General features: G+C 40.0%; 3 protein-coding genes. 2 read left to right on the top strand and 1 reads right to left on the bottom strand.

All coding sequences use genetic code 11. The annotated features are described in order from the left end of the window. The first annotated feature begins 167 nt into the window (after positions 1-167). Complete coding sequence (gene perR, locus LD39_RS12725) at positions 168-611, top strand: peroxide-responsive transcriptional repressor PerR (protein ID WP_035547291.1); 444 nt, start codon at positions 168-170, stop codon at positions 609-611. A 74-nt stretch (positions 612-685) separates the two neighbouring features. On the opposite strand, the gene LD39_RS12720 is transcribed toward perR, so the two are convergent. Then, positions 686-1,063, bottom strand: coding sequence for a YgzB family protein (locus LD39_RS12720; protein WP_035547288.1), 378 nt, complete (start codon positions 1,061-1,063; stop codon positions 686-688). Between the two features lie 133 nt (positions 1,064-1,196). On the opposite strand from LD39_RS12720, the gene LD39_RS12715 reads away from it, so the two are divergent. Then, positions 1,197-2,072, top strand: coding sequence for a nucleotidyltransferase-like protein (locus LD39_RS12715; RefSeq protein WP_035547286.1), 876 nt, complete (start codon positions 1,197-1,199; stop codon positions 2,070-2,072). The last annotated feature ends 393 nt before the right edge of the window (positions 2,073-2,465 follow it).

Raw genomic sequence — 2,465 nt, 5'->3', positions numbered from 1 at the left:
GGCGGGAAAGAGACACCACTCGATCCAGACGTATAAGTTAATCGGGAATCCTTAAAAGTTGGCCAGGCTTTATATTGACAATAGATTTACAAAAGAGGTACACTATTTATAAGGATTCTAATTTAATAATATTATAAATCAAGAATCAGTTTATGAAAGCGAGGTGCATGACTGTGTCTGATCATCGACTCCAGGAAGCTATCGATACACTGAAAGGTTCGGGTGTTCGAATCACACCACAGCGTCATGCGGTGCTTGAATACCTGCTGAATTCTATGACTCACCCAACAGCTGATGAAATTTACAAAGCATTAGAAAGTAAGTTTCCAAACATGAGTGTCGCAACGGTTTACAACAATCTTCGTGTATTCCGCGAAATCGGACTTGTCCGTGAGCTCACCTATGGAGATTCATCAAGCCGCTTTGATTGCAACACGACAGACCATTATCACATTATTTGTGAATCATGCGGTAAAATTGTTGACTTTCACTACCCTAGTCTCAATGAGGTTGAATCATTAGCTGAACAGGTGACTGGATTTAATGTAAGTCATCATCGCATGGAAGTCTATGGAACATGTTCTAAATGCCAAAATGAAAATACTCACTAAACTGAAAGCATCCCGCTTTCAGTTTTTTTATTCGAAGAAAGGATCCACCCTGAGGGTGGATCCTTTAGTTATGTTCAGGACTGTTCCTGTGTCTTTTTCTTTTTATAACGTTTGGAATTGTATTTTTCATCAAAGTCTTTACCTTCAAGAGTCTTGTCCAACGTCAATGGCTGGTTGCAGTGCATGCACGCGTCAACACGTCCAAGCATCTTCGTTGGTTTCTCGCATGAAGGGCAGACGATTTGAATCGTCCTGGTGGAAAGCATGCCGATCCAAAAGTACACAACCGTACTCAATCCGACAAATCCCATACCCAGTATCATGAACAAGGCCATCAACCAAGTCGTTTCTTTGAAAATAAGACCGATATACATCACGCCGATACCGCCGAAAATCAACCAGAATGCAAAGGAACGAATTTTGTTGATCTTGCTGCTATATTTTAAAGCCACGTAGGGTCCCTCCTTACTATCTACAAAGTAGTATAGCATATTTTGCCTGTACGAATATATTTTCGAAAAAAGGAATTTTAGAAAAAGTATCGAATAAAAACAGAGAACTGAAATAGAATGTGGGGGACCTAGTATGGAAGATGTGTTACGCCCGATTTACCAAGAGCGGGCAAGCCAAAGCAATACATTAGGCATTTTAATATTAGAAAAGAATAAACCCATCAGTCCGGTAACGGATAACTTTGATGTTATTCTCTTCATTATCGTCCGCGACCCTGAAGAAGCCTGGTACGTGAAACATTACGAATTTGAAAACAAATCTGCCGCTATGCACATTGTTGATGAAGACCTATTGCAGCATTGGATTGACACAAGCTCCTATCGTAGAGCTGTCGAATGGGTAATCAACGGATCGGTGATATATGAACGCAATGATTATGTCACTGATCTAAAGGAGCATTTGCGGACATTTCCTCAAGAAAATCGCGACCTGAAAAAGGTCATTGAATTTGCAAAGCTGATCCGGAGTTATAGTGAGTCGAAGGATCTCTATGAGTCTGGTCAGTATTTGGATTCTTTCAGTCAAATGGTACGTTCGCTTCATTACTTGGCGAGACTCTCTATTATTGAAAAAGGCTTCCACCCGGAAGTAACCGTTTGGAATCAAGTGAAAAGGATTGAACCAGAAATTTATAAGCTCTATCAAGAACTGATTGAAAGTGGGGAACCAACAGATAAACGTATCCAATTGATGATTCTTGCTGTTGAGCACTCCATTAGTAAACGCTCGCGTACGAGTGCACGTCATCTGCTTCAATTAATGAATGAACGGGAAGAGCCATGGTCTTTCGGAGAGCTGAAAGTGCACCCTGAGATTCAGGAGTATATCTTGGATCTTTCATCGATGATCGAATATCTTGTTGATAATCAGATCATTGAGGTTGTGTTGCAAGAAACCAAAGGACCGAGTATCTTCCATAGGACGTACAAACCGAAAGAGACCATTTAACTTTCGGTGGAATCCCTTTTTCTTAGATCATTTAAGAGAAAGGGATTTTTTTATGAAAAAGTTATTGACGATCTGAGGTATACCGTGCTATATTATTACTTGTCGCTTCACGAGAGCGGCAAACAAAAACGGCTTACAAAAATCGCTGAAAAGTTGTTGACAGCAACGCTCAGCCATGATACATTAGTAAGCGTCGCTTTAAGAAAACGAGCGACAAGCCGGAAACGGCACACAAAATATCATGAAAAAAGTTGTTGACTTTAAATAACCAACCATGATATACTAATCAAGTCGTTGTTTTGAACAGCGCACGAAACATTTTGATCTTTGAAAACTGAACGAACCAACCAGTACGTCAAAACATTCTTTCTATTATAGAAGGAATTCAAACAA

This window comes from Halobacillus sp. BBL2006, assembly GCF_000786645.1.
GTDB lineage: Bacteria > Bacillota > Bacilli > Bacillales > Halobacillaceae > Halobacillus.
This window is presented reverse-complemented; position numbering and strand designations above follow the sequence as displayed.

Coding starts and splice junctions, on each gene's coding strand:
- perR (WP_035547291.1), top strand. CDS start 168: ATGACTGTGTCTGATCATCGACTCCAGGAAGCTATCGATACACTGAAA.
- LD39_RS12715 (WP_035547286.1), top strand. CDS start 1,197: ATGGAAGATGTGTTACGCCCGATTTACCAAGAGCGGGCAAGCCAAAGC.